This window comes from Kitasatospora sp. NPDC048286 (assembly GCF_043201735.1).
GTDB lineage: Bacteria > Actinomycetota > Actinomycetes > Streptomycetales > Streptomycetaceae > Kitasatospora.
Genome location: NZ_JBICZE010000007.1, coordinates 148,950 through 174,372, shown reverse-complemented (window position 1 = coordinate 174,372; position 25,423 = coordinate 148,950). Strand labels below are relative to the sequence as shown.

20 protein-coding genes are annotated in these 25,423 nt (G+C 72.8%); 6 read left to right on the top strand and 14 right to left on the bottom strand.

All coding sequences use genetic code 11. From position 1 onward, the window contains the following. Positions 1 to 27: 27 nt before the first annotated feature. Both ACGF13_RS18995 and ACGF13_RS18990 read right to left on the bottom strand, forming a co-directional pair. Positions 28 to 1,689 carry an APC family permease gene (locus ACGF13_RS18995; RefSeq protein WP_392876203.1) on the bottom strand — a complete coding sequence of 554 codons (1,662 nt, stop codon included), beginning with the start codon at positions 1,687 to 1,689 and terminating at the stop codon, positions 28 to 30. Positions 1,690 to 2,247: 558 nt separating this feature from the next. After that, a complete protein-coding gene (locus ACGF13_RS18990; protein WP_392876200.1) occupies positions 2,248 to 2,847 on the bottom strand; it encodes a hypothetical protein in 600 nt (199 codons plus the stop codon). A 647-nt stretch (positions 2,848 to 3,494) separates the two neighbouring features. On the opposite strand from ACGF13_RS18990, the gene ACGF13_RS18985 reads away from it, so the two are divergent. Both ACGF13_RS18985 and ACGF13_RS18980 read left to right on the top strand, forming a co-directional pair. Next, entirely contained in the window at positions 3,495 to 4,385 is an 891-nt protein-coding gene (locus ACGF13_RS18985; RefSeq protein WP_392876197.1) for a DMT family transporter, read from the top strand. A gap of 82 nt (positions 4,386 to 4,467) precedes the next feature. Further along, complete coding sequence (locus tag ACGF13_RS18980; protein ID WP_392876195.1) at positions 4,468 to 4,740, top strand: hypothetical protein; 273 nt, start codon at positions 4,468 to 4,470, stop codon at positions 4,738 to 4,740. Between the two features lie 57 nt (positions 4,741 to 4,797). On the opposite strand, the gene ACGF13_RS18975 is transcribed toward ACGF13_RS18980, so the two are convergent. Next, entirely contained in the window at positions 4,798 to 5,136 is a 339-nt protein-coding gene (locus ACGF13_RS18975) for a hypothetical protein (RefSeq protein ID WP_392876192.1), read from the bottom strand. Continuing rightward, the gene (locus ACGF13_RS18970; protein WP_392876189.1) at positions 5,133 to 5,480 is read right to left on the bottom strand and encodes an SAV_915 family protein; all 348 of its coding nucleotides are present in this window, start codon (positions 5,478 to 5,480) and stop codon (positions 5,133 to 5,135) included. The genes ACGF13_RS18975 and ACGF13_RS18970 overlap by 4 nt, the downstream gene beginning before the upstream one ends. 411 nt (positions 5,481 to 5,891) lie before the next feature. Here ACGF13_RS18970 and ACGF13_RS18965 point away from each other — a divergent pair, with 411 nt between their 5' ends. Continuing rightward, complete coding sequence (locus ACGF13_RS18965) at positions 5,892 to 8,114, top strand: NADP-dependent isocitrate dehydrogenase (protein ID WP_392876186.1); 2,223 nt, start codon at positions 5,892 to 5,894, stop codon at positions 8,112 to 8,114. On the opposite strand, the gene ACGF13_RS18960 is transcribed toward ACGF13_RS18965, so the two are convergent. Together ACGF13_RS18960 and ACGF13_RS18955 are read right to left on the bottom strand one after the other, a co-directional pair. Next, complete coding sequence (locus ACGF13_RS18960) at positions 8,033 to 8,794, bottom strand: YdcF family protein (RefSeq protein WP_392876183.1); 762 nt, start codon at positions 8,792 to 8,794, stop codon at positions 8,033 to 8,035. The two genes, ACGF13_RS18965 and ACGF13_RS18960, sit on opposite strands and share 82 nt — an antisense overlap. Positions 8,795 to 8,935: 141 nt before the next feature. Continuing rightward, positions 8,936 to 9,952, bottom strand: coding sequence for a cytochrome c oxidase assembly protein (locus tag ACGF13_RS18955; RefSeq protein ID WP_392876180.1), 1,017 nt, complete (start codon positions 9,950 to 9,952; stop codon positions 8,936 to 8,938). Positions 9,953 to 10,155: 203 nt separating this feature from the next. Here ACGF13_RS18955 and ACGF13_RS18950 point away from each other — a divergent pair, with 203 nt between their 5' ends. Together ACGF13_RS18950 and ACGF13_RS18945 are read left to right on the top strand one after the other, a co-directional pair. Beyond that, entirely contained in the window at positions 10,156 to 10,299 is a 144-nt protein-coding gene (locus ACGF13_RS18950; protein ID WP_392876177.1) for a hypothetical protein, read from the top strand. A gap of 129 nt (positions 10,300 to 10,428) precedes the next feature. Continuing rightward, on the top strand, positions 10,429 to 11,139 hold the full coding sequence (locus ACGF13_RS18945) for a superoxide dismutase (protein ID WP_392876174.1): 711 nt from the start codon (positions 10,429 to 10,431) through the stop codon (positions 11,137 to 11,139). Between the two features lie 232 nt (positions 11,140 to 11,371). Here ACGF13_RS18945 and ACGF13_RS18940 read toward each other — a convergent pair whose 3' ends face one another. From ACGF13_RS18940 to ACGF13_RS18905, 8 genes are all read right to left on the bottom strand, one after another. Further along, positions 11,372 to 12,937: an ABC transporter substrate-binding protein gene (locus tag ACGF13_RS18940; protein WP_392876171.1), complete on the bottom strand. Its 1,566-nt coding sequence runs from the start codon at positions 12,935 to 12,937 to the stop codon at positions 11,372 to 11,374. After that, entirely contained in the window at positions 12,934 to 15,012 is a 2,079-nt protein-coding gene (locus ACGF13_RS18935; RefSeq protein WP_392876168.1) for a hypothetical protein, read from the bottom strand. Before ACGF13_RS18935 ends, ACGF13_RS18940 begins: the two co-directional genes overlap by 4 nt. Before the next feature lie 316 nt (positions 15,013 to 15,328). Next, a complete protein-coding gene (locus ACGF13_RS18930; RefSeq protein ID WP_392876165.1) occupies positions 15,329 to 15,568 on the bottom strand; it encodes a hypothetical protein in 240 nt (79 codons plus the stop codon). A 6-nt stretch (positions 15,569 to 15,574) separates the two neighbouring features. Continuing rightward, positions 15,575 to 16,573 carry a 2-hydroxyacid dehydrogenase gene (locus tag ACGF13_RS18925; protein WP_392876162.1) on the bottom strand — a complete coding sequence of 333 codons (999 nt, stop codon included), beginning with the start codon at positions 16,571 to 16,573 and terminating at the stop codon, positions 15,575 to 15,577. Between the two features lie 155 nt (positions 16,574 to 16,728). Continuing rightward, on the bottom strand, positions 16,729 to 17,754 hold the full coding sequence (locus ACGF13_RS18920; protein ID WP_392876160.1) for a 6-phosphofructokinase: 1,026 nt from the start codon (positions 17,752 to 17,754) through the stop codon (positions 16,729 to 16,731). Between the two features lie 351 nt (positions 17,755 to 18,105). Then, complete coding sequence (locus tag ACGF13_RS18915) at positions 18,106 to 18,834, bottom strand: type 1 glutamine amidotransferase (protein ID WP_392876158.1); 729 nt, start codon at positions 18,832 to 18,834, stop codon at positions 18,106 to 18,108. 46 nt (positions 18,835 to 18,880) lie between these two features. Next, a complete protein-coding gene (locus tag ACGF13_RS18910; RefSeq protein ID WP_224281748.1) occupies positions 18,881 to 20,143 on the bottom strand; it encodes a MurT ligase domain-containing protein in 1,263 nt (420 codons plus the stop codon). 282 nt (positions 20,144 to 20,425) lie between these two features. Further along, a complete protein-coding gene (locus ACGF13_RS18905) occupies positions 20,426 to 21,124 on the bottom strand; it encodes a GNAT family N-acetyltransferase (protein WP_392876155.1) in 699 nt (232 codons plus the stop codon). Positions 21,125 to 21,391: 267 nt separating this feature from the next. Between ACGF13_RS18905 and ACGF13_RS18900 the strand changes: the two genes are divergently transcribed. Further along, a complete protein-coding gene (locus tag ACGF13_RS18900; protein ID WP_392876153.1) occupies positions 21,392 to 25,336 on the top strand; it encodes an amino acid adenylation domain-containing protein in 3,945 nt (1,314 codons plus the stop codon). Positions 25,337 to 25,423: the final 87 nt, after the last annotated feature.

Here is a 25,423-nt window from a genome sequence, read left to right as displayed (position 1 = left end):
GGCCCTTCCGCGTCTGTCCGGGGTCGGTCAGTGGCCGCCCTCGTCGACCACCTCGACGTCGGCGATCTCCTGCTCGATCGCCTCGGTCGGCAGCGCCACCCGGATCGCCCAGTAGTAGATGACCAGCGAGAACACCGCCACCAGGGCCATGTCGCCCCACATCGGGATCCGGCCGGTGCCGTCCCCGAAGCCGCCCTGCCAGGAGATCACGCCGAGGCCCACCAGGTACGGGGGCAGCCACTGGGCGGACTTCCAGCTCAGCCGGGGCGCGTTCGGCAGGCCCTTCCTGATCGCGTACGCGGCGTAGCTGCCGAGCAGGAGGTAGCCGAGCACGATCGCGATGCCCAGGCGGGAGAGGGTGTGCCAGCCGGACCAGTAGATGATCAGGCTGGAGACCACGAACGCGGCGGGGGAGATCAGCCCGCCGGCCGGCAGCCGGTAGGGGCGCTCGTGTCCGGGCAGGCGGCGGCGCATCGCGCCGAAGGCCAGCGGGGCGCCGGCGTACATCAGCACGCTGGCGGAGGTGATGAAGCCGACCAGCTCCTGCCAGCTCGGGAACGGCAGGAAGCAGATCACGCCGGTGACGAAGGCGATCACCAGGCCGAACCACGGCACGCCGTTCCTGTCCAGCTCCTCGAACCGCTGCGGGGCGTAGCCGTTGCGGCTCAGGCCGTAGGAGATGCGGGAGGTCGAGGTGGTGTAGATCAGGCCGCTGCCGCCGGGGGAGATCACGGCGTCGGCGTACAGCACCCAGGCCAGCCAGCCGAGGCCGACCAGGGTGGCGAGACCCGCGAACGGGCCGTCGATGCCGGGGAAGTCGAGCTTGTCCCAGCCGTTGGCGAAGGTGCTGACCGGCAGGGCGCCGATGAAGACGACCTGGAGCAGGGTGTAGATCAGGCTGCCGATGGCGACGGATCCGAGCACGGCGCGCGGGATGTCGCGCTTGGGGTTGCGGCTCTCGCCGGCGAGCTGGATGGCCTGCTCGAAGCCGAGCAGGGCGAAGATGATGCCGCTGGTGCTGATCGCCGCGAGCACGCCCTTGGCGCCGAACGGCGCGAAGCCGTGCGAGGTGAAGTTGGAGCCGTGGAAGTTGGTCACGGCCAGCACGAAGATGGTCAGCAGCGGGACGAAGATCTTCAGCCAGGTGGCGATGTTGTTGGTGCGGGCCAGCACGCGCACGCCGAGGAAGTTCACCGCGACGAACACCGCCATCAGCACGGTGGCGACGACGAAGCCGCTGACGGTGAGGGTGTTGTTGTCGTTGAGCAGGCCGGCCGCCCACGGCCAGTGCCGGGCGTAGCCGATCATCGCCTCGACCTCGATCGGCGCGACGGTGGCCGCCTGGAGCCAGGAGAACCAGCCGAAGGACATGCCGGCCAGGCCGCCGAAGGCGTAGTGCGGGTAGCGCGCGGTGCCGCCCGAGACCGGGAACATGCTGCCGAGCTCGGCGTGGACGAGCGCGAGCAGCACGATCGCGACCGTGCCGATGCCCCAGGACAGGACAGCGGCCGGGCCCGCCGCCATGACGCCCTCCTTCGCGCCGAAGAGCCAGCCGGAGCCGATGATCGAGCCGACCGAGGCCCACATGAGGCCGACGAGCCCGACGTGGCGACGCAGCGACCGGTGGGTGGTCCCGGAGTCGGAGCCGGTGCCCTGATCGGGCGGTGAGATCTGGTTGAGGGAAGCCATGAACGATCTCTCTGTGGGTGGGGGCCCCGAGGTGGGCGGAGCGATGAGAGTTGCCACACAGTAGGACTTTTCAGCTGCCCCTGCACAGATTTCATTACTGAATGTTTACATTTTTTTTCTGGACGTCCTTGCAGGTAGGAGGCTGTCTGTTCAGTTGTCTGTTACGTGACCGGTGAGCAGGTTCACCGTTTGAGCGCGAATTGAGCTTCCCTCTCGGGCCCCGGCAACTTGGAGCGCCCATCCACGCATGGAAGTGACAGCTTTCGTACAGCCATGACACGGGGTGGGCGGGCGCGGGCCGGTGGGTGTCGAGCGGTGGCCGCGGGTGACCGTGAAGAGGTCCCGCGATCCGATCGACCGGATCGCGGGACCTCCGCGCAGCGTTGCCCAAGGTGCTGTCGATGTGGTGGGTTCAGCTCTCCGGATCATGGGGCGGTCGCTGCTGCGCCGCCGCGACGGTCATCGTTCGCGGGCAGAGCGTGTGGACCTGTGGGAGGATGCCCATGTCGGTGCCCCGGCCCGATTACGGCGGGCCGGGGCTCCACTTATGCCGTTGGATCACTTCTTGTCGAAGCCGCCGCCGCCGCCGCGCCCGCCGCCGAAGCCGCCGCCGAAGCCGAAGTCGTGGCTCACGACCCGGAAGCTGCCGACGACGCCGTCCTCGACCTCGATGCCGTGACCGTGGTGGCGCGGGCGAACACCGTCGCTGGAGCTGTGCGGCCCGACGGTGGCGATGGGGGCGCCGTTGTCGCAGACGGCGCCGCTGAAGAGCTCGACGGACCGGTGGCTGTCGTTGCGGATGTTGAGCGTCTTGGCGCCCAGGCCGCTGACGACGGTGATGCAGCCGAAGTCGTCGGCGGAGTACGACCGCTCGTTGACGTGGATGATGCCGCGACGCTCGTGGTGCTCGCGACCCCCGCGACGCCCCTCCTCGCCCTTGCCCTCGTTGCCCTTCGAGCCGCCGTCGAGCGGAGCCAGGGCGGGAACGGCCGCCGGGGCGGGAGCGACCGCCGGGGCGGGAGCGGCCGCCGGGGCGGCCTTCTGAACGACCGGGGCCGCCTGAGTCACGGGCTCGGAAGCGGCCGACGCGTAGGTGATGCCGGTCACGGCCACGGCCGCCGACGCCGCGAGGACAATGGCGGTGGTCATGTTCTTCATGGACCTTCTCCTGGTTTCCTGATCTGGACTGGATCGGCTTGGTGCCGACATGAATGAACGTATCGACTGGCTAATTGCTTGTCATATTAATCCGTGCCAAATGGTTGACGGTGGGGGCCGAATGGGTGGTCAGATGCGTCATCGAACTGTCTCCCCGGTCGATTTGCCTGGCTGTCACGTTTCTCAAATCCCCTGATTCCAACGTGAGTTGACGATGCGGACGAGGTCGGTGAGATCGCGTCCGGCCCCCCTCGCTCATTTGGAGTGCTGTCGGCCTGTCTGCGATGGCGGACCGGAATGACGGCATGCCAAATCGCGGGCACCGAGGTTCGCGCCGAGGGGCTGTGCCGGGTCGGGCACGGGGGGCGCCCGCCGCTCGACGGGGGCCGACGGCCGGCGGACTCGACCTCGCCGCAGGTCGGCTGGTCCGTGGTGTCTCGTAGGCGGCCCGAGCGGGCCTGAAGCGATCACCGAACGGCGGCATAGGCTGTTCCTGTGCGTTTCGTGATCCTCCCCCCGCCGGCCCGCTAGCGGGCGGCCCACTCCACCCACTCCGGCCCGACGGGACCAGCCCGCAGCCGGGGCGGTGACTGCCGCCCGCGTACCCCGCGGACCCGAACCGGCAACTCATCGTGGAGTACCGACGCATGACCTCGAACGCCGCCGTGCCCTTCCGGCACGGCCTCCTGTCCATCTCCGCCGCCGCCGTCGCCTGGGGCGTGGGCGGCGCCGTGTCCGCGCTGCTGATGCGCACCGGCGGGCTCGGCCCGGCGGGCGTCTCCTGCTGGCGCTTCGGCGTCGCCGCGCTCTGCCTGGCCCTGCTGCCGAGCCGTGAACCGCACGGTGGGCGCGGCGGTGAGCGCGGCACCGCCCGGTGGCGCGCCGCCGGGCTGACCGGACTCGGCCTGGCGGTCAGCCAGTGCGCCTACTTCGGCTCGGTGCGGTACGCCGGGCTCGGGCTGGGCACGCTGATCACCATCGGCGCCGGCCCGGTGTTCACCAGCCTCGGGGCCCACCTGCTGCTCGGCGAGCGGCTGACCCGTCGCGCCGCGGCCGCGGTGGCCCTGGCCCTGGCCGGCCTCGCCCTGCTGGTCGCCGCCCCGGCGGCGGGCCCGCGCCCGGCGCTCGGCGTCGCGCTGGCCGTCCTCGCGGGCGCCGGTCAGAGCGGCCTCACCCTCTGGGCCCGCGGCGGCGGCTCGGCCAGGGCCGGCACCGGTGCCTTCACCACCGGCCTGCTCTGCCTGCTGCCGCTCGCGGCCGTCCAGGGCGCCCAGGGCGTCCTGCCGACGGGCGGGGACCCGGTGGTGACCGCGGTGGCGCTGCTCTTCCTCGGTACGGTCCCCACCCTGTTCGCCTACCGCTGGTACTTCACCGGCCTGACCGCCGTGCCCAGCACCACGGCCGCGGTGCTGGTCCTGTTGGAGCCCGCGACCGCGGCGGTGATCGGCGTGCTGTTCCTCGGCGAGCCGCTGACGGCGGGCCTGCTGGCGGGCTCGGCGCTGCTGCTCGCGGCCATCGCGGCGCTGGCGCGGCCGTAGACCGGCGGGCGGTGGGCGGCGGCCACCCGGGCGGGCGTCCTGTGGTCGCCGGGGGGCCTGGTGGCGTGCTGTCGTGGTCCGCATGAACAGCTCACTCCCGGCCCGGTGGGCCGCCGCGACCGCCTCCGTCCTCCTGCTCGCCGCCGTCGCCGCGGGCGCCGCCGGGGCCTTGCTCGCCGCCGCCGGACCGGCGGCGGCGAGCGGGCGCCGGGACGTCACCGCCGACCAGTGCCGGAGCGCGGGAGGGCACGTCGAGGGCAGCGGCTACTGCGTCGACGCGGCCGGCGACGACGCCTGGGGCCAGCCCGTCGACGGCCAGGCGATCAACCCGGATCCGCGCCCCGGGGAGGAGTGAGCGCGGCCCGGCGCCCCGCCCCCGGGCAGGGGAGCGGGGCGCCGTTCGCTACCGGCGTCACGGCACCGGGCGCAGGGTGACCGGGGCGGGGGTGAGGGAGCGCAGGACGAGGTCGATGTGCACCCTGGCGGCGCCCGCGCGGTGCAGGGCGGCGGCGATCGCCCGTAACTCCTCGGGGCCGGTGCAGGCGAGGCGCAGCTCGAGGTCGGCCTCGCCGGCCAGGGCCAGGCCGCTCTGGACGGCCGGGAACTGCGCCGCGAGACGGTCGAAGTCGAGCGGGACCGGTCCGTGGCTGATCCGGGCGATCGCGTGCAGCGCCCGGGCCGGCCGGGCCCGCCCCGGCCCCGGCGGGCCCTGGGCCGGATCGTCCGGGACGAGCTGGAGCGGGGCGGTCACCGGTGCTGGAACTGGACGGTCGGGGCCGGGGCCGGGCCGACGGGGGCGGTGCCGGGCGGGGCCGTCAGGGACGGTGCGCTGGCGGACGGCGTGGACACGGAGGGGGCGACCAGTCGCGGGTCCAGCACCAGGGTGTCGATCCCGAGCGGGGCGGTGAGCTCGCGGAGGGCGGGCTCGGCGAGCTCGGTGCGGGCCTGGCCGGGCCCGAGGAGGGCGGCGAGGGCCTCGGGGCTGGAGAATCCGACCGCGCAGCGGCGGCCGTCGCGCAGGCGGAACAGGCGGAGTGCGGTGGTGCTTCCGGTGCCGGAGGTGGTGACCGGAACGTGCCAGACGACGCGGGCCATGCGGATGCTCCCGAGTGGGGTGGTGGTGCCTGCCGGAACTACTGCCTCGACGCTAGGGCGGACCGGCCCGGGGATCCCCGGTCCTGACGCGCCGTTGACCGAATGGGGTCGTGCGTTGACGCACTCCTGACGCCCGGCTCACCCGACTGGACCGGGGCCCGTCCCGCCGATCGTTCCCGGGGCCGAGCTGATCGACAGGACGGGCCCTGGACCACTGCCCGAGCCCTCCGCTTGCCACGCGTCCCGACCCGGACCACCGTGGAATTCGGCCCCGGTCGCATCCCCCGGTCACGCCTCCCGTCACGCCCTCCGCAGGAGCGGTGGGCACCCGAAGACGGGGGGAGGTGGAGCCGGAGGCCTGTGACGAGATATCTTGACGTCAAGACGTTGGAGACGTGAAGCGGAGTACCGATGACTGACTCGACCATCATCTATACGCACACCGACGAGGCTCCGGCCCTGGCGACCTACTCGTTCCTGCCGGTGGTCCAGGCCTACGCCTCGACCGCGGGTGTGCGGGTGGAGACCCGCGACATCTCCCTGGCCGGGCGGATCATCGCGAGCTTCCCGGAGCGTCTGACCGAGGCGCAGCGGATCGGCGACGCGCTGGCCGAGCTGGGTGAGCTGGCCAAGACCCCGGGTGCCAACATCATCAAGCTGCCGAACATCTCGGCCTCGGTGCCGCAGCTCAAGGCCGCCGTCGCCGAGCTCCAGGCCCAGGGCTACGCCCTGCCGGACTACCCGGACGACCCGCAGACCGACGAGGACAAGGACGTCCGCGCCCGCTACGACAAGGTCAAGGGCAGCGCCGTCAACCCGGTCCTGCGCGAGGGCAACTCGGACCGCCGCGCCCCGCAGTCGGTCAAGAACTACGCCAAGACCCACCCGCACCGCATGGGTGCCTGGACGGCCGACTCCAAGACCAACGTCGCCACCATGGGTGAGAACGACTTCCGGTCCACCGAGAAGTCCTCCGTGATCGCCGCCGACGGTGCGCTGCGCATCGAGCTGCTCGGCGAGGACGGCACCACCACCGTGCTGCGCGACAAGGTGTCGGTGCTGGCCGGCGAGGTCGTCGACGCCTCGGTGATGCGGGCCGCCGCCCTGAACGAGTTCCTGGCCGCGCAGGTCGCCCGTGCCAAGGCCGAGGGCGTGCTGTTCTCGGTGCACCTCAAGGCCACCATGATGAAGGTCTCCGACCCGATCATCTTCGGCCACGTGGTCCGCGCGTTCTTCCCGAAGACCTTCGCCAAGTACGGCGAGGTGCTGGTCGCCGCCGGTCTGAACCCGAACAACGGCCTCGGCGGCATCCTGGCCGGGCTCGACAACGTGCCGCACCTGGGCGCCGAGATCAAGGCCTCCTTCGAGGCCGAGCTGGCCGAGGGCCCGGCCCTGGCCATGGTCGACTCCGACAAGGGCATCACCAACCTGCACGTGCCGAGCGACGTCATCGTCGACGCCTCGATGCCGGCCATGATCCGCACCTCCGGCCACATGTGGGGCCCGGACGGCAAGGAGGCCGACACCCTGGCCGTGCTGCCGGACAGCAGCTACTCCGGCGTGTACCAGGCCGTCATCGACGACTGCCGCGCCCACGGCGCCCTGAACCCGGCGACCATCGGCTCGGTGCCGAACGTCGGCCTGATGGCCCAGAAGGCCGAGGAGTACGGCTCGCACGACAAGACCTTCGAGATCGCCGCCGCGGGCACCGTCCGCCTGGTCGACACCGAGGGCAACGTGGTGCTGGAGCAGGCCGTCCAGCCGGGCGACATCTTCCGCGCCTGCCAGACCAAGGACCTGCCGATCCAGGACTGGGTCAAGCTGGCCGTCACCCGCGCCCGCGCCACCGGCGTCCCGGCGGTGTTCTGGCTGGACGAGACCCGCGCCCACGACGCGGTGCTGATCGAGAAGGTCAAGCAGTACCTGCCGGAGCACGACACCGCCGGCCTGCAGATCGAGATCAAGTCCCCGGTCGAGGCCACCGAGTTCTCGCTGGAGCGCATCCGCCGCGGCGAGGACACCATCTCGGTGACCGGCAACGTGCTGCGTGACTACCTGACCGACCTGTTCCCGATCCTGGAGCTGGGCACCAGCGCCAAGATGCTGTCGGTCGTCCCGCTGATGGCGGGCGGCGGCCTGTTCGAGACCGGCGCCGGCGGCTCCGCCCCGAAGCACGTCCAGCAGCTGGTCAAGGAGAACTACCTGCGCTGGGACAGCCTGGGCGAGTTCTTCGCGCTGGCCGCCAGCTTCGAGCACCTGGCGAGCACCACGGACAACGCCCGCGCCCAGGTGCTGGCCGACACCCTGGACCGCGCCACCGGCACCTTCCTCAACGAGGACAAGTCGCCGAGCCGCCGCCTCGGTGGCATCGACAACCGCGGCAGCCACTTCTACCTGGCCATGTACTGGGCCCAGGAGCTGGCCAAGCAGACCGCCGACGCCGAGCTGGCCCAGGCCTTCTCCGGCCTGGCCGCGACGCTGGCCGAGCAGGAGTCGGCCATCGTGGACGAGCTGATCGCCGTCCAGGGCTCGCCGGTCGACCTCGGCGGCTACTACCAGCCGGACGCGGCCAAGGCCGCCGCCGTGATGCGCCCGTCGAAGACCTTCAACGAGGCGCTCGCCAACCTCGGCTGATTCCGGTCGAGTCGAGCTGACGAAGGCCCCGGCTCTGATTCCTGAAACCCAGGGATCGGACCCGGGGCCTTCGGGCTGTCCCGGTTCAGGCGCGGCCGAGCAGGGCGAGGGCGGTGCCGACGGCCTCGCGCAGCAGGAGGTACGGGCCGTGCGCCAGCGGGCCGTCCGCGCCGAGCACCGCGGCGGGGGGGGGCGCCGGCCCGGCGGGCGGCCAGCGCGGAGCGGACGGTGTGGAAGCCGTTGGTGACCACCGTGCAGCGGTAGCCGGGGCGCTCGGCGGCCATCAGGGCGGCGCTGAAGCGCAGGTTCTCGGCGGTGTTCACGGCGCGCTCCTCGCGCCGGATCCGCTCGACCGGGACGCCCCTGGCCACCAGGTAGCGGGCCATCGCGGCGGCCTCGGTGCACTCCTCGTGCGGGCCCTTCCCGCCCGTCACCAGGACCAGCGGGGCGTACCCGGCGGCCTCCTCGGCGGCGAGACGTTCCAGTGCGGCGTCCAGCCGGGCCGCCAGCGGGGCCGCGGGCTCACAGCCGTCCAGCGCGGCGCCCAGGACCACCAGGTAGTCCGGGCCGGCCGGCGCGGGCCTGCGGTGGCGGTGGTACAGCGCCAAGCCGAGGAAGCCGAGCAGCCAGAGCAGGACGTACCCGCAGAGCAGGACGGCGACGATCAGCAGGACGTGCATACCTGTTCGAACGCCCGCGCCGGAACGACCGTTCCGCACCGGGTGGCACCGCTGTCCCAGGCCCCGGTAACGGCGGAACCCCCGTTCCGGAGGCGGAACGGGGGTTCCCGGGAACGAGCGTTCCGCGGCGGACGGCGGGCCTCAGCCCGCGTCGGCTGCCGGGGCGGCGCCGGCGACCGGGGCGACCGGGGCCGTCGGGGCCGCGCCCGCGCGCCGGTCGCGCTTGTGCAGCGAGGCCAGGTAGGCGTTGTACGCCTCCAGCTCGGCGTCGCCGGTGCGCTCCTCGGAACGGTCGCGGCGGCGGGCCTGCCGCTGCTCGGAGCCCATCCACTGGTAGACCAGCGCGATCAGCACGATCGCGGTCGGGATCTCGCCGAACGCCCAGGTGATGCCGCCGGCCAGCTTCTGGTCCTCCAGCAGGTTCGTCCCCGGTGGTGCGCCCTCCACGGTGAAGGTGGTGACCAGCGGGTGGCCGGCCATCATCACCGCCACGCCGAAGAAGGCGTGGAACGGCATCCCCATGAACAGCTCGATGATCCGCATCACGTGGCCGGGGCGGTGCGGGCCAGGGTCCACGCCCATGATCGGCCAGAAGAAGGCCAGACCGGTGAGCAGGAAGTGCACCATCATGAAGATGTGCCCGAGGCGGTACTGCATCAGGAAGTCGAACAGCGGGGTGAAGTAGACCCCGTACAGGCTCGCGATGAACATCGGGATGGTGAACGCCGCGTGCGACACGATCCGGATGTACCGGCTGTGCAGCAGCGCCACCAGCAGCTCGCGCGGCCCGCGCGGACGGCCCTTGCCGGCCGGGCGCAGCGCCCGCAGGGCCAACGTGATCGGGGCGCCGAGCAGCAGCAGGATCGGTGTCAGCATGGAGAGCACCATGTGCTGGATCATGTGCGCGCTGAACAGCACCATGCCGTAGTCGTTCAGCCCGGTGCAGGTGACCAGCAGCAGGCTGGCGACACCCAGGGCCCAGCCGACCATCCGGCCGATCGGCCAGCGGTCGCCGCGCCGGTACAGCCGCACCACGCCCGCCGCGTACAGCCCCAGGACGACGAGACCGCCGATCAGGAACACCCAGTCCGGGGACCAGGTCCAGACGTTCGACAAGGTGAACGGGCCTAGTTGGGTCATCCCGCCGTGGTGGTGCATTCCTGACATTCCGTCGCCCATCGGCGGGTCCTGCTTTCCGTCCTCGTGGTCCCTGGTGCGGGTCCGGTTCGCCCCTTTTGCTTGGCATACAGCCTAGGCGGGCCTTACCTCGGGCCTACCCCCGCCCCCTCCGTACGGGTGGCTCCCCACCGCGCGCCCGTCCTGGCCGGACCGGCCGACCGGTCGGCAGGGAGGCTCGGAGGATGGCGACGGAACACGGACCGGCGGCGCACCCCGCGGCCGCGCCGACCGGGGCGACCGGGGCGACCGGCCTCGTCGGCTCCGGGGTGTCGCCCGCCGCCGACGGCCGTCGCGGTGACGCCGCCACCCCGTTCGACCAGCACTGATTGAACCGGTCGTGCGGGTGCTACGTGCACTCTGGCGGGCAGCCGCCGGAGGGACCGGCCGGGTGCCCGTCGAGGCGGTCGCGCCGAGCGCCGCCGACTCCTGTACCGAACAGACGAGGCCAACTGATCATGAAGCGCTCCGCCCTCACTCTCGCCGCCGCCCTCGTGGCCACTCCGCTGCTCGCTGCCTGCGGTTCCTCCGCGACCGCCCCGGCGGCGTCCGGCACGTCCGCCTCGGCCGCGCCGGCCACGGCTTCGGCCCCGTCGACCATGGACATGGACATGTCTTCCGGTCACATGGCCCCCGGGACGGCGATGCACGGCGCGATGACCGACGGCGACACCAAGACCGACCTGGGCGCGGCCCACAAGACCGACGCCGTCTTCGGTGACTTCGCGGCGAACCCGGCGGCGCCCACGTACGACACCACCAAGGTCCCGGCGGGCGCGAAGGCCACCGTGCAGGTCGTCGCGGCGGGTGGCAGCACGCTGGTGCGGATGGAGGTCAGCGGCCTGCTGCCGAGCACGGTCTACGGCTCGCACGCGCACGTCAACGCCTGCGGTGCCAACGGCGACGCGGCCGGCGGGCACTTCGAGCACACCCCCGACCCGAAGGGCGCCTCGACGGACCCGCAGTTCGCCAACCCCACCAACGAGATCTGGCTGGACTTCCAGACCGACGCCCAGGGCCACGCCGTGGTCTGGTCGAAGCAGCCCTGGGACTTCTCCGACGGCCGGGCGCCCAAGTCGGTCATCCTGCACGCGATGAAGACGGAGACGGCCGCGGGCTCGGCCGGCAAGGCCGGCAGCCGCCTGGCCTGCGCCAACGCGGCCTTCTGAGCCGACGCCGCCTTCCGGGGCCGGACGCCGTCGCCCGTGCGCGTCGGCGTCCGGCGGCCCGCGGTGTCGTCGTCGGTGATCCGGTCGACGACGGCGCGGGTGGTGGCCGCCATGACCCGGGCCGGCAGCGCGGGCGGGGTGCTCCTCTGCGCGCCGGTGACGACCAGGACGTCGGTCACCGTGCCGGCACCGCCGGCCGATCCCGCTCGGAAGGCATGCCCGGCAGGCGTGCTCAGGAGTTCGGCGCGGTGCAGTCCTCCTCCGGGGGCTTGCCGGTCGGCCAGGCGAGCCCGACGAACTTGGCGGCGTGGGGGTTGTCCCGGAGTTCGACGATGGCGAGGGCCTTGTCGTAGGGGTTGCCGTTCTGGTCGAGGCAGATCCAGCCGCCCGCGCCCTTGACCATCGCCTTGGAGTGCATGAACTGCCAGATGTTGGCGACGTCGGTGATGCTGGGCAGCGGGTTGGCGGAGGTGGCGGGCGGGGTGGTTCCGGAGACGCTGAGGCGGATGCCGCTGATGGCCGTCCACACGGTGTCGTGCATGACGATGGTGCGGGAGTCGAAGAGGTCGGTGGGGCCGATGGGGCCGACCGGTTCCTTGGCGGCCTGGTCGACGCGGGCGGAGAGTGCCTGGAGGTCCTCGGCGGAGCCTCCGTTGACGGTCGGTCCGGTCCACATGTCCCGGTGCGCGAGCGAGACGTAGCGTACGGTGACGTTCTTGGAGAGGGCCGCCCAGTCGAGCTCGGGGTCGGTGAGCAGGGAGTTCGCTTCGGAGCCGCTGATGAGGGTGTACGGCTTCATGGTGCAGCCGCGTGCCCCGAGCCGGTTGATGAACAGCCGCAGCTGGAGGTAGCGGCCGGCGAAGTAGATGGTGTTCGCCTGGGACTGACAGATGTTCTGGATCATGATGTCGAACACGTTGGGGATGTTGCCGACCTGGTTGATGTCCTGGGGCGAGGTGTAGGTCTGGGGCTGGTGGGCGGCGGTGATCTTGGTGTTCCGTTCGAAGGCACGCTTGAGGGTGGTGATGTAGTTGTCGTCCTCGCGGGTGTCCTCGACGACGACGGCACTCTCGGGCGTACCGGTCTGGGCGCCGTAGTAGGAGAGCGCGTCGGCCTCGCCGGTGTTGGTGGGGACGACCCGGACGAGGCCGGGGAAGTCCTTCGGCCCCTGGGGGCTGTTGGCGAGGTCGTCCGCGGTGATGGCCCCTCCGACGACGGGGATCTTTAGGTCGCGGGTGAGGTGGGCGATGGTCTCCTTGGTGGAGGGGACGCTGCGGTCGAATCCGGTGACGGCGCGGAGGTTGTCCTGCGTGGAGGCGGCCATGCCGGCGAGCTGTTCGGTGACCGGCCTCCAGTTGAAGCTGTCGGAGCCGGGGTTGGCGAGGACGAGCCGGATGGGCGGGGTCCTGCCGCCGTCGTCGTGGTTGGCGCGGTACTGGGCGAGGTAGGCGCCCTGGAGCTGCCGCAGGACGCGGTCCTGGCTGACGGACTGGGCGAGGCCCGTCATGGGGACCATCACGGCGACGGTGACGTGCGGGCGGTCGGCGATGCTGTCGTTCTCCGCCTTGATCCGGTGGGAGACGGCGTCGAGGGCGGGCGAGAAGCTGAACGCGCCGTCGGTGACGCCGGTGCACTCCCCGTGGGGGGTCTGCTTGCTCACGCCCTTGCCGCAGGAGAGATCGGGGCGGGTGAGTTCGATGCCCGCCACGATCGCGCCCGCGACGACGGCGAGGGCCGCCACCAGGGCGAGGACCTTGGTGAGCCGCCCCCAGCCGTCGTAGATGTCGGAGATGCTCATGCGTTCGCTCTCTCTATCGGCAGGTCGGGTGCCTGCGTGCCCTGCCGGAGCTGGACGGGCCAGTGGTCGCGGGCCCGGAGCAGGCTGAGTTCGGGGTCGTCGCTCACCGCGCGGAGGGTGCGAAGGTGCGCGGCGATCTCGTTGACGTGGTCCTCGTCGGTGGCGGCGAGGGGTGCGGACTGCTGCCACAGGGCGGTGAGGAGGCGGGCGACGGCGAGGTGCACGGTGGGGGAGCCGGCGGCGGCACCGGGGCCCGTGCAGGTGGGGCAGGACAGGGGTGCGGGGACGGTCTGCACGTCGGGGGGCTGGGGGGCGGAGCAGACGACGTTGAGGAGGGTGAGCCAGTCGGCGGGCCGGTCGGCGAGGAAGCGCCGGTGGAGGGCGTTGGTGACTTCCGCGATGTGGCCCAGGGCGAGGGTGTGGTGGAGGTACTTGGCTTCGGCTTCCGCCGAGCGGGGGGTGCCGTCCGTGGGGCTCGGGTAGCGGTCCCGGAGGAGGTTGTGCATCTGCTCCCAGCCGGCCCAGGAGGTTTCGGCGCGTAGTTCCTGGAGGAGCAGGGTGCGCAGGGCGCGGTCGGCGAGGTAGGGCGTGCCGGGTCCGTACGAGGGCCAGTGGTACGGGTCGGCGTGGTTGGCCGTGAGGTGGGCCTGGACTTCTTCGAGCCGGTCGACGGGGTCGGTCTCCTGGCGGTAGGAGGTGAGCAGGGCGATGGCCTCGCCGCGGTCGAGTGCGGCGGAGAGGAGGCGGATGCGGGCCCGCAGGGCGGGGTCGGGGAGGAACTGGTCCACGAGGTCGTGGAGGAGGCCGGCGAGGGTCCCGGTGTCGCTGGGGGAGCGGAGCTGGTCGGTGAGGGCGCGGGTGCTGCCGGCGGCGCCCGTGCGGTCGGCGGCCTGGTGGACCCTGTCGAAGGCGTCGAGGAGGGTGCAGGCGGTGGCGGCGCGTCCGCCGCTGAGCCGGTCGACGAGGAGGGGGAGTTCGGTCGGGTAGAGGGTGGTGCCGAGCATCGTCCGGATCTCCCGCTGCCGTACGGGGGGCAGGCCCATGGTCATCCAGGTCCCGTCCGGGATGGGGTCGCGGGTGAGGGGCGGGAGGCCCCGGGAGGGGCCCTGGGTGGTGACGACGAAGACGGGGTGGGTGCCGGGTCGGTCGGCGTCGAGGTGGGCGAAGGCGTCTCGGAGCGGGGCGATGAGCCGGTCGTCGGGGAGGGCGTCGAGGTTGTCGAGCAGGATGAGCGGCCGGGGGGTGTCGTTGAGACGTCGTCTGAGGTCGTAGCTGTCGTCGATGTCGGCGATGAGGGCGGCGGTGAGGAGTGCCTCGATCCCGTTCCGTCGGTGGTCCTGCTGCTGGAAGGTCTGGCCGAACCGGTAGAGCCTCTGGATGGCGTCGCCCTGGTAGTCGCCGAGCCTCTTCTTCCACCAGTTGAGGGCGCCCCGGTCACCGCGCGGGGAGAGGAGGGCGTCGCGGGCCGTGGTGAGGACGGTCTGGGCGAGGGCGTCGGCGCCGGGGGGCATCGCGGTGACGGTGCTGATCAGGGGGAGCAAGGCGTCGAACAGTTGCTTGATCAGTTCGTTGCGGCGTCTGCGGTCCACACTGTCGGCGGTGATGACGGTCCGGAAGCGGTCCAGCTGCTGCCGGAGGTTGTGGAGGTCGGCCGGTTCGTCGGGGTCGGCGGGGGTGGAGGCCGGCCAGGTGGTGACGACGAGGAGACCGAGGGAGAGCCTGCGGAACTTGAGGCTGGTCCAGGAGCCCGGGACGGCGAGTTGCAGGTAGTGGGAGACCAGGTAGAGCAGGCTGGTGTGGTGGGAGGCGTTCGGGAGGTCGTCGCCCGGAAGCCTCCCCAGTCCTTCGAAGCCGAAGTCCTCCCTTGCCAGGTCGGCCCGGACCAGGGGGACCCGGTTGCGGTAGTTGTTCCGGAGGTCGTCGAGAAGGGTGGTCTTCCCGCTGCCGCGCGCGCCGACCAGGTGGACGACCGGGGCGGCGCGCCGGTGGTGCGGTCGTCGGTTGGTGGTGCGGTCGAGTCCCACCAGTTGGGGGACGAGGCCGTCGAGGACGGCCTCCTGTCCGTAGAGCCTCACGCGCCTCGTACTCCCTGTGGCCCGCGCCGATCGGCTCGGCGGTCGGATGACGCTGGGAAGACTACGGACGGCGAGAGGAAAGCGTAAGCAGATTCTGTGAATTGACGGTCAGTTAGACAATCGTGATGGTTCGGGGGCGGAAAGGGGCCGGCGGTCGAAGGGCACTCGCTGACCGTCGACAGCGGCCGGCGCCAGGTCGCGGACGCGGCGCCCCCTGGCTGCGCCGCCGGGGCCGGCAGGCCTGACCACCTCGCGGACGGCGGCACGACCGATGTCCGCCGAACCCGGCACCCAGCCAGGGGGCGCCGACCCTCCGTCACCCGTCACCCGCCTTGGAGCGCTCAGTGAGATTCCCCCCTGCCCGGAGTTCGGCACGCCGGTCGGCGTCCTCGCTGAGCGCGGCGGCATGTTCCAGCGCGGTGACGGCCGCGGCGATGCCGCCGCGCCGGGCGGCCCGTCGCGCCGCGTCCTGCAAGGCGGCGGCCACGGATTCGTCGGGAGTCCCGGTCGCGGCGGCGCGGTGCCGCACCTGCCGGTCCGGCCGGCCGTCGAGCACCGCGGCTCACGTGCTCTTGGGGACGAGGGTGTTCTCGTTGCGGCGGCCGGCGGCGAAGTCGTCGATGTTGCGGGCGGTGGCGTCGATGATCTGGCCGACGGCGGTGCGGGTGAAGTAGGCCTGGTGGCTGGTGACCAGGACCTGGGGGAAGGTGACGAGGCGGGCGAGGGTGTCGTCGGTGATGCCCTGGATGGAGCGGTCGGTGAAGAAGAGGCCGGTCTCCTCCTCGTAGACGTCGAGGCCGACGCCGGAGAGGCGTCCGGCGCGCAGGGTCTCGACCAGGGCGGCGCTGTCGACGAGGCCGCCGCGGCTGGAGTTGATCAGGATGGCGTCGTCCTTCATCCGGGCCAGCGCGTCCCCGTCGATCAGGTGGTGGGTGGCGGGGAGGAGGGGAACGTGGAGGCTCACCAGGTCGGCGCGGGTGAGGAGTTCGGGCAGTTCGGTGTAGTGCATGCCGAGGTCGAGGCAGGCGGGGTTGGGGGCGATGTCCCAGCCGAGGAGTTCGGTGCCGAAGCCGGCCGCGATCCGGGCGAAGCACTCGCCGATCTTGCCGGTGCCGATGACGCCGACGGTCATGCCGTGGACGTCCCGGCCGAGCAGGCCGTCGAGGCGGAAGTCGAACTCGCGGGTGCGGTTGGCGGCGCGGGTGAGGCGGCGGTTGACGGCGAGGGCGAGGGCCCAGGCGTGTTCGGCCACCGAGTACGGGCTGTAGTAGGAGACCCGGGCGATGGTGAGGCCGAGCTCGGCGGCGGCGTCGAGGTCGATGTTGTTGAAGCCGGTGGAGCGCTGGGCGATGAGTTTGGTGCCGCCCGCCGCCAGCGCCGCGAGGGTCTCGGCGTCCAGGACGGCGTTGACGCTGCTGCTGACGGCCGGGTAGCCGACGGCCAGCGGCGCGGTGTCGCGGTTGAGGAACACGTCCAGGCAGCGAAGCCCGTGCCGGCCGGCGAAGGCCTGCTCCAGCAGTGGCCGTTCGTCGGCCTGCACTCCGTACGCGAGGATCTCCATGCCGGACACGCTAACGGCCGGGGCCGGGCCGCGCCCACCCGAGGCGGGAGACCGCGCCCACCCGAAGCCGGGGCCGTTGTCCGCCGGATCCGGCGAGCACGAGGCCCCCGGACCGCGCGGGGCGGGTCCGGGGGCCTGCGGGTGCGGGCGGGCGGTCAGATGACCGTCTCGGCCTCCAGATAGCGGTCCTGCGGCACGGTCTTCAGCTCGGCGACCGCCTCGGCCAGCGGCACCAGGTTGATGTTGGTGCCCTGCAGTGCGGTGATGTGCCCGAAGGCGCCCTTGTGGACGGCCTCGACGGCGTGCCAGCCGAAGCGGGTGGCGAGCACCCGGTCGTAGGCGGTCGGGGTGCCGCCGCGCTGGGTGTGGCCGAGGATCACCGGGCGGGCCTCCTTGCCGAGACGGTGCTCCAGCTCGCGGGAGAGCTGGGTGGCGATGCCGGTGAACCGCTCGTGGCCGTAGATGTCCTTGGTGCCCTCCTCCCAGTGCATGGTGCCGGGCTCGGGCTTGGCGCCCTCGGCGCAGACCACGATGGCGAACTTCTTCTGCCGGTCGAAGCGCTCGCGGACGACCTCGGTGAGCTTGTCGATGTGGAACGGGCGCTCCGGGACGACGATGGCGTGGGCGCCGGCCGCCATGCCCGCGTTCAGCGCGATCCACCCGGTGTGGCGGCCCATGACCTCGACGACCATGACCCGCTGGTGGGACTCGGCGGTGGTCTTCAGGCGGTCCAGCGCCTCGGTGGCCACCGAGACGGCGGTGTCGAAGCCGAAGGTCACGTCGGTGGCGGCGATGTCGTTGTCGATGGTCTTCGGCACGCCGACGATCGGCAGGCCCGCGTCGCTCATCAGCTTGGCGGCCTTCAGGGTGCCCTCGCCGCCGATCGGGATGACCGCGTCCAGGCCGAGGTCGGAGCAGTACTTCCTGGCCCGCTCGACGCCGTCCCGGAGGTGGCTCGGCTGGACCCGGGAGGAACCGAGGATGGTGCCGCCCTGGGCCAGGATGCCGCTCACCGAGTCCAGGGTCAGGGGGCGGTGGTGGCCCTCCAGGAACCCGCGCCACCCGTCCTCGAACCCGATGATCTCGTCGCCGTGGTCGACCACCCCCCGGTGGACCACGGAACGGATCACCGCGTTCAGGCCGGGGCAGTCACCGCCGCTGGTCAGCACTCCGATACGCATTAGCTTTGCAACTCCCGAGCAGAACCGAGGAACGGCCGGACTACAGGCTGGGACGACGAGCCGTCACCGTAACGGGTCGCTCCCACGCCGGGGTGGCGGGGAGGTGGCCGAGGGGTGAAGGACCGGCCGATCCGGACAGAACGTCCGAAAACGGCCGCGAAGTCGAGCATACGGCCCCTGGTCCGGCCGGGCAGGAGCCGACGCGGGAGCGGCGCCGTCGGCGCCCCCGCGCGGAATTGCAGCCTGCTGCCGAGGAGGGTGTGCAGTAGGCAGCCCCATTGTGGTACTTCCGGGGCCGCCCGCGGACCGGGTGACCGCATGGCGGGCACCCGGCCGGGGCGTACGGATGTACTACTGGGGGCGCGTCGCGGCCGCGATGCGCTCGGCGCGCAGCGCGTCGTACCAGGTGGTGTCCGCCGGCGGCAGCGCGCTGACGTCCAGCGCCAGCTTCAGCAGCATGTCGGCCACGGCGGGGTTGCGGGCCAGCACCGGGCCGTGCAGGTAGGTGCCGAACACGGTGTCCCGCCAGGCGCCCTCGGTGCCGTCACCGGTGCCGTTGCCCCGACCGACGTTGACGGTGGCGAAGGGCTGCACGCCCTGGCCGAGGTGGGTGACGCCCTGGTGGTTCTCGAAGCCCGTCAGCTGCGGCAGGCCGAGCCGGGGGTCGACGTCGGCGAGCACGTCGCCGACGCAGCGGGCGCCCTCGCCGCGGGTGGTCCAGACGTCGAGCAGGCCCAGGCCCGGCTCGCGCTCGCCGAGGTCGTTGATGAACTCGTGGCCCATGATCTGGAAACCGGCGCAGACGCCGAAGATGATCGCACCGTTCTCGGCGGCCCGCACCAGGCCGGTGTCGGCGCGCAGCCGCTCGGCGGCCAGGCGCTGCGGGCGGTCCTCGCCGCCGCCGATCAGGTAGATGTCCCCGCTGGTGGGGATCGCCTGGTCGGAGCGGACGTCGATCCGGGTCACGTTGAGGTGGCGCTGGCGGGCCCGGCGCTCCACGACCAGGGCGTTGCCCCGGTCGCCGTAGGTGCTGAGCAGGTCCGGGTAGACCCAGACCACGCGCAGGCTGCTCTCACTCATCCTCGAAGGCCTTCCGTCACGTAAAGACTGGTGTGCGGGCGCGGCATCAGCCGGCCACGACCTTCCGCAGCTGCTGGAAGGCGGTGTAGTTGGCGATGGCCTCGATCCGGCCGGGCGGGGCCATCCGGACGGCCTGCTCCAGGGTGTCCACCACGTGGAACTGGAGCCCGGCGACCTCCAGGCGGACGGCCAGGTCCAGCTTGCGCTGGCCCATCACGAAGACCGGGTGCCCGGCGAGGCGCTCGTAGTCGACGTCCCACAGCCAGGAGGTGTCGGTGCCGTCGGCGTCGAGGGCGTTGACGGAGAGGATCACCGGGGCGGGCGGGCCGTCGATCAGCGAGAAGGTCTCCAGCCAGCCGGCCGGGTTCTTGGCCAGCAGCAGGCGGATGTCCCGGCCCTGGTACTGGACCACGTCGTAGCGGCCGGCCACGGCGGCCACCGAGCGCATCCGCTCCAGGGCGACCTGCGGGGCGACGCCGAACACGGCGGCGACGGCGGCGGAGCTGGTGGCGTTGGCCAGGTTGGCCCGGCCCGGCAGCTGGAGCTGGATCGGCCAGGCGCCGCGCTGCGGGTCGATCACGTGGGTGCCCTGGAGCGCCCAGTGCGGGTTGGGACGGCGGAAGCCGCAGTCCTGGCAGAACCAGTCGTCGCCGGGGCGCTGCATGACACCGCCGCAGGCGGGGCAGGACCAGGCGTCCTCCTTCCAGGCCTGTCCGGCGGCCACCCAGACCACCTTCTTGCAGGAGGAGGCGGCCCAGGTCACCAGCGGGTCGTCGGCGTTGGCGATGACCACGGCCTCGGTGTTCTGCAGGCCCTCGCGCCACTTCTCGGCCATCATCCGGGTCTCGGCGGCGCGGTCGAGCTGGTCGCGGGAGAGGTTGAGCAGGGCGATCGCCTTGGGGCGGGTGTCGCGGGCGACCGTCGCCAGGTACTTCTCGTCGACCTCGATCACGCCGAAGCGGGCGTCCGTGCCGCCGGCCAGGGCGGAGGTGATGCCGGCCGGCATGTTGGCGCCCAGGGCATTGGAGACCACCGGGCCGGCGGCGCGCAGCGCCTCGGCGATCAGGCGGGTGGTGGTGGTCTTGCCGTTGGTCGCGCTGACCAGGACGACGTCGAGGTGGTCGGCGAGGGTGGCGAGCAGGTCGGGGTCGAGCTTGAGGGCGACCTTGCCGCCGATCACCGAGCCGCTCCCGCGCCCGGCCTTGCGCGACACGGCGGCGGCGACCCGGCCGGCGGTGACCGCGATCTTGGCGCGGGCCGGCAGCGAGGCGTCGCGTGCGCCTGTGGGCTCCGATTCGGTGCCTGCCATGCTCAGTGGTTCCTCCTTGCTGCGGCACCACCCGTGGCCGGATAACGGGCCGACGGGCGGCGGGGACGGGGGTCAGCCTACCGACTCCGTAGCCCGACCGGACGATCCGGACCCCGTGCCGCCTGCTGCGACGCGTTCGCGGGCGTCGCTGACGGCCTGTCGGGGAGAGCGGTGTACGGAGCAGCCCCAAGGGATCGGCTCCAAACCCCCACTCCTTCACGACGCTCCACGGGCACCGCGGGGTTCCCGAGCGGCCCGGGTAAGGATCTGGTGAAGAAATGATCAGCGGTTCGGACGGTGGGCGCATCCGGCCGGATCCGCGGCGGCCAACGTGGCGGTGATCACCAGGGTGCCGTCCTCGGCCCGGAAGTCCAGCGGGGCGTCCAGCCGCCGCATCGCGGCGATCAGCCCGGCGTTGTCGCCGTGGGTCACCGCGTACACCGTCCCCACACCGGCCGCCCGGGCCACCGCCGACAGCCGCCGCAGCAGCGCCAGGCCCAGCCCGCGCCGCTGCCAGGCGTCCTCGACCAGGACGGCCAGCTCGGCCTCGCCGTCGTCCCACATCAGGTGCCCGAGCGCGACGACCCGCCCGTCCGGGGCGGTCACGACGAGGCTGCGGCCGTGCCGGGGGTCCAGCAGGTGGTCCAGGTAGCGGCCGGCGTCGCGGACCGGGCCGTGGTAGCGCAGCCGCAGCGCGGCGGGGGAGCAGCGGCCGTGCATCGCCAGTGCCGCCGCCCGGTCGGCCGGCCCGGCCGGGCGCAGCAGCAGCTCGGTCCCGTCCGGCAGGGACAGCCGGGACGGGGCCTCCGGTGCCTGACCGGCGGCACGCTCCGCGGGCGGCTGCGGCCGGCCGGTCCGGTACGGGCCGCCGGTGAGCGCGGGCAGCCGGGTCGCCTGGCCCTGGGGCGCCGCGCACCTGCGGTCGGACCTGCGGAAGGGCCGGTGCCAGAGCCGTTCGGGGCGCGTGCGGGATGCCTTCATGCCGCCGACGCTACCGACGGTGCGCTTCCGTTCGGTTACGTGATCGTGAACGCGCGAATGCCCGGGCGGCGCTCGGGCGGCGTGGGACCGGGCGGGCTCCCGCCCGGGACGTCGGGCGGGCCGGCCGGGACGGCACCGGCGCAGGTCCCGACCGGTGCCTCATGCGGCCGGGACGCCGGGCGGCCGACGGTGGGTGGCGATCCCGGTGCTCCTGGTGAGCAGGAGCGCCGGGGCCGTCCGTCCACGCACCATCGAAGGTCATGTCTCATGCGCGACACCCCGTCCGTCCCCACCACCGACACCGCCACCCCCGCCGTCCCGCATGCCCGCCGTGCTCCGGTCGGCACCGCGCTGACCGGGCTGCTCGACCGGCAGGCGGGCATCCGGCCCGACGCGCCGGCCGTCCTCGGCGAGGGTGGCGGCCTCACCTTCCGGGAGCTGTCCGGGACGGCCCGCCGGCTGGCCGCGCGGCTGCGCCGCCTGGGCGCCGGCCCGGACGGCTGTGTCGGCCTGTACGTCGAGCCGTCCGTCGAACTGGTCGCCGGGGCCTGGGGCGTGCTCCACGCCGGGGCCGGCTACCTGCCGCTGTCGCCCGAGTACCCCGAGGACCGGATCCGCTACATGATCGAGGACAGCGGCACCCGGATCGTGCTCACCCAGGCGCACCTGCGCGAGCGGCTCGCCGCACTGGCCCCCGCCGGGACCGCGGTCGTCACCTTCGAGGACTCCGAGCCGGTGCCGGACGCGGCGGCGGAGGAAGCCGCGGAGGAAGCGGCGGAGGAGGCCGCCGCGCCGGAGTCGCTCGCCTATGTGATCTACACCTCGGGCAGCACCGGCCGGCCCAAGGGCGTGATGATCGAGCACCGCTCGGTGGTCTCCCAGCTGCGCTGGATGCACTCCGCCGGGCACCTGGACCCCGAGGTCACGGTGCTGCAGAAGACCCCGATGAGCTTCGACGCCGCGCAGTGGGAGATCCTCGCCCCCGCCGTCGGCGCCCGGGTGGTGGCCGGCACGCCCGGCCTGTACCGCGACCCGGAGGCGCTGGTCGCGGCCGTCCGGCGGCACCGGGTGACCGCGCTCCAGTGCGTGCCCACCCTGCTGCGGGCGCTGCTGGACACCGAGGGCTTCACCGACTGCACCGGCCTGACCCGGGTGTTCGCCGGCGGCGAGGCACTCTCCCGGCGGCTCGCCCGCGACCTGCTCCAGGCCCTGCCGCAGGCCGCGCTGGTCAACCTGTACGGCCCGACCGAGTGCACCATCAACGCCACCTCGCACCTGGTGGACCCGGCGGATCCGGGCGACGGCGCGGGCTCGGTGCCGATCGGCCGGCCGGTGGCCGACACCCGGTGCTACGTCCTCGACGAGGAGCTGCTGCCGGTCGCCGCCGACGGCGTCGGCGAGCTGTACATCGGCGGCGTCCAGCTCGCCCGCGGCTACCTGAACCGGCCGGAGCTGACCGCGGAGCGGTTCGTCCGCGCCCCGTTCGACTCCGGCGAGCGGCTGTACCGCACCGGCGACCTCGTGCAGCGGAACCCGGACGGCACCCTGCAGTTCGCCGGCCGGGTGGACAACCAGGTCAAGCTGCGCGGGTACCGGGTCGAGCTGGACGAGATCGCCCGCGCGATCGAGGAGCACACCTGGGTGCGCCGCTCGGCCGCGGTCGTCACCGGGGACGACCGCACCGGGCACCCGAACCTGGTCGCCTGCGTCGAACTCAACCCGCGCGAGGCCGCCCTGATGGACCAGGGCAGCCACGGCGGCCACCACCAGTCCAAGGCCAGCAAGCTCCAGGTCAAGGCCCAGCTGTCCGACCCGGGCCTGCGCGACCGGAGTGCACTGGCCGGCCGGGAACGGGTCGAGCTGCCCGGACGGAAGGAGACCGAGGACCAGCGCCGGGAGACCTTCGCCCGCAAGACCTACCGGTTCTACGAGGGCGGCGCCGTCACCCGGGACGACCTCACCGCGCTGCTCGCCCCGCGCCCGGCCGACGCCACCGGCCGCGACCCGGAGCTTCTGGGCCTGCCCGAACTCGGCCGCGTCCTGCGGTGGTTCGGCCAGTTCCACAGCGAGGAGCGGCTGCTGCCCAAGTACTCCTACGCCTCGCCCGGCGCGCTGTACGCGACCCAGCTGTACCTGGAGACCGACGGCCTGGACGGGCTCGCCGCCGGGCTGTACTACTACCACCCGGTCGAGCACGTCCTGGTCCGGATCGGGCCCGCCGAGCCCGCGCCCGAGGCCTGCCTGACGCTGCACTTCTCCGGGAAGCACGGCGCCGTCGAGCCGGTCTACAGGAACAACATCCGGGAGGTGCTGGAGTTCGAGACCGGCCACATGCTGGGCGTCCTGGCGGAGGTGCTGCCCGGGTACGGGCTGGACGTGCGCCCGCTCGGCCCCGACCCGGCGGCCAAGGACCGGCTGGACGTCGCCGAGGAGGACCACTACCTGGGCGGCTTCGCCGTCGTCCGGGCCGGCGGCCCGGCGCGGGCCGAGCGCGTCGAGCTGTACGTCCAGGCCCACGAGGGCCGGGTGGACGGCCTGCCCGGCGGCCTCTACCGGTACGCCGACGGCGAGTTGACGCACGTTGCGGACGAGGTGGTGGAGTCCCGGCACGTGATCGCGATCAACCAGGCCGTCTACGCCCGGGCCTCGTTCGGCATCACCGCCGTCAGCCGCGCCGAGGAGGAGTGGCTGCAGTACGTCGAACTCGGCGCGGTGCTGCACCGCCTCCAGTGCAACGGCCTGGCCCTGGGCCTCATGTCCTCCGGCTACAGCTCCAAGTCCGGCCACCCGCTGCCCGCCGCCCGCCGCATCGACGAGATCCTGGCCGGCCGCGGGATCACCCCGGGGCCGTCGTACTTCTTCCTCGGCGGCAAGGTGAGCGAGGAGCAGATCCGCAGCGAGGGCATGCACGAGGACACCGTCCACATGAAGGGCCCGGCCGAGATCATCAAGGAGGAACTGGCCACCCTGCTGCCCGACTACATGCTGCCCAACCGGGTGCTGGTGCTGGACGCCCTGCCGCTCACCGCGAACGGCAAGGTGGACCTCAAGGCGCTGGCCGCGTCCGAGGCCGTCCGCACGGCCGACGTGCGCGGCGAGTTCGTCGCCCCGGCCACCGGGTACGAGCGGTGGCTGGCCGAGGCCTGGGGGCGGGCGCTGGACTACGAGGACGTGTCGGTGACGGACGAGTTCTTCGCCGTCGGCGGGAACTCGCTGATCGCCGTCGCCCTGGTCAACCGGATCAACCGGGAGTTCGGCGTCGCCCTGCCGCTGCAGGTGCTCTTCCAGTGCCCCCGGCTGGGTGACCTGGCCGCGCGCATCGAGCGGGCGCGCGGGGAGGGCGACGGCGCGGGCCGCGGGGAGAGCGGCGGCAGGGGCGCGGCCTCCCGGCTGATACCACTGCACCCGGGCGACGCCGGCCGGGCGGTGTTCTGCTGGCCCGGCCTCGGCGGCTACCCGATGAACCTGCGGCCGCTCGGCCGCGAGGCGAGCGGGGGCAGGGCGTTCTACGGCGTCCAGGCGTACGGCGTCAACCCCGGCGAGACGCCGTACCCGACCATCCGGGAGATGGCCACCGCCGACGTCGCCGAGCTGCGCCGGGTGCAGCCGCGGGGCCCGTACACGCTGTGGGGTTTCTCCTTCGGCGCCCGGGTCGCCTTCGAGGCGGCCTGGCAGCTGGAGCGGGCCGGGCAGCGGGTGGAACGCCTGCTGCTGATCTGCCCCGGCAACCCGAAGGTGCGCCGGAACGACGGCCGTCGGCGGGGCCGCGAGGCCTCGTACACCGACCCGGTGTACCTGACCATCCTGTTCGGGGTGTTCACCGGCCGGATCGGCGGCCCCGAACTGGAACGCTGCCTGGCCGAGACGGTGGACGAGCCGACCTTCGTCGCCTTCGTGCACCGGATGCTGCCGGAGCTGGACGAGGAGCTGATCCGGCGGATCACCGGGATCGTCGGTGAGACCTACGAGTTCGAGTACAGCTTCCGCGAACTCGCCGAGCGGCGGCTGGAGGCGCCGGTGACCCTCTTCAAGGCAGCGGGCGACGACTACTCCTTCATCGAGGGCCGCAGCGGCTACTCGGCCGCCCCGCCCACCGTGGTCGACCTGGCCGGCGACCACTACGGGGTGCTGCGCGAGCACGGGGTGGCCGAGCTGGCCGCCGCGATCCGGGAGGTGGAGCGGACGGTGCCCGGCGGGCGGCCGGGGCGCTGACCGGACGGTGCCGCCGAGCGGCTGCCGCTTCCGGTCGGATGATCCGGAAACGCTCACGGATGGCCCAGGATCCCTGAGCGGGGGAGC

Bases quoted from the DNA above. Each gene is read 5' to 3' on its own strand.
- ACGF13_RS18915 (WP_392876158.1), bottom strand. From the start codon at position 18,834: ATGAGTGAGAGCAGCCTGCGCGTGGTCTGGGTCTACCCGGACCTGCTC.
- ACGF13_RS18910 (WP_224281748.1), bottom strand. From the start codon at position 20,143: ATGGCAGGCACCGAATCGGAGCCCACAGGCGCACGCGACGCCTCGCTG.
- ACGF13_RS18940 (WP_392876171.1), bottom strand. From the start codon at position 12,937: ATGAGCATCTCCGACATCTACGACGGCTGGGGGCGGCTCACCAAGGTC.
- ACGF13_RS18900 (WP_392876153.1), top strand. From the start codon at position 21,392: ATGCGCGACACCCCGTCCGTCCCCACCACCGACACCGCCACCCCCGCC.
- ACGF13_RS18950 (WP_392876177.1), top strand. From the start codon at position 10,156: ATGGCGACGGAACACGGACCGGCGGCGCACCCCGCGGCCGCGCCGACC.
- ACGF13_RS18945 (WP_392876174.1), top strand. From the start codon at position 10,429: ATGAAGCGCTCCGCCCTCACTCTCGCCGCCGCCCTCGTGGCCACTCCG.
- ACGF13_RS18990 (WP_392876200.1), bottom strand. From the start codon at position 2,847: ATGAAGAACATGACCACCGCCATTGTCCTCGCGGCGTCGGCGGCCGTG.
- ACGF13_RS18985 (WP_392876197.1), top strand. From the start codon at position 3,495: ATGACCTCGAACGCCGCCGTGCCCTTCCGGCACGGCCTCCTGTCCATC.
- ACGF13_RS18980 (WP_392876195.1), top strand. From the start codon at position 4,468: ATGAACAGCTCACTCCCGGCCCGGTGGGCCGCCGCGACCGCCTCCGTC.
- ACGF13_RS18970 (WP_392876189.1), bottom strand. From the start codon at position 5,480: ATGGCCCGCGTCGTCTGGCACGTTCCGGTCACCACCTCCGGCACCGGA.
- ACGF13_RS18965 (WP_392876186.1), top strand. From the start codon at position 5,892: ATGACTGACTCGACCATCATCTATACGCACACCGACGAGGCTCCGGCC.
- ACGF13_RS18920 (WP_392876160.1), bottom strand. From the start codon at position 17,754: ATGCGTATCGGAGTGCTGACCAGCGGCGGTGACTGCCCCGGCCTGAAC.
- ACGF13_RS18995 (WP_392876203.1), bottom strand. From the start codon at position 1,689: ATGGCTTCCCTCAACCAGATCTCACCGCCCGATCAGGGCACCGGCTCC.
- ACGF13_RS18955 (WP_392876180.1), bottom strand. From the start codon at position 9,952: ATGCACCACCACGGCGGGATGACCCAACTAGGCCCGTTCACCTTGTCG.
- ACGF13_RS18960 (WP_392876183.1), bottom strand. From the start codon at position 8,794: ATGCACGTCCTGCTGATCGTCGCCGTCCTGCTCTGCGGGTACGTCCTG.
- ACGF13_RS18905 (WP_392876155.1), bottom strand. From the start codon at position 21,124: ATGAAGGCATCCCGCACGCGCCCCGAACGGCTCTGGCACCGGCCCTTC.
- ACGF13_RS18925 (WP_392876162.1), bottom strand. From the start codon at position 16,573: ATGGAGATCCTCGCGTACGGAGTGCAGGCCGACGAACGGCCACTGCTG.